This window comes from Paenibacillus sp. 598K (assembly GCF_003851045.1).
Classification (GTDB): Bacteria; Bacillota; Bacilli; order Paenibacillales; family Paenibacillaceae; genus Paenibacillus_D.
In genome coordinates this window covers 2,404-2,842 of record NZ_BFBX01000210.1, presented here as the reverse complement: position 1 = coordinate 2,842, position 439 = coordinate 2,404, and the positions used below count along the sequence as shown (strand labels likewise).

Annotated in this window: 1 protein-coding gene; it reads right to left on the bottom strand. The window is 69.2% G+C overall.

Translation table 11 applies throughout. From position 1 onward, the window contains the following. Window positions 1-439: hypothetical protein (locus PA598K_RS36875; protein ID WP_376739116.1), on the bottom strand; the 439-nt coding region annotated here is incomplete at both ends.

Sequence of the window (439 nt, the reverse complement as noted above, 5' to 3'; positions counted from 1 at the left end):
CCGCTCGCCGGCGGCCATCGTCTGGCCGTACTGCTGGAATGCCTGCGGCAGCGGCAGGATCGCCTCGAAGCAGGCAAAGGCGGCCAGCATCAGCGCCGGGATCATATAGCCTGGCAGCGCACCCGACGCTGTCAGCGGGATAGCCATGGCGAGGACCAGCCAGGTCGTCAGATGCGCCAGACCATTCATGAGACCGCCAGTGACGGCAGCGATCCGGTGCTGGCTGCGCTGGTGACGATCGAGCTCCGCCTGCACCGCGTCGATCCGCTCGGTCTGCCAGCCGCTCCGGCCGTACAGGGTGAGTGGCTCCATCCCGGACAGCAGATCGGACGTCTCCTCGTAGAGACGGGCCCGCGCAGCGACGAATTCGCGCGCCCCCCGTCTGCCGAGCCGATGGCCCGCCCACGGGACGACGATGCCGGTCAGCGCCATCATCGCG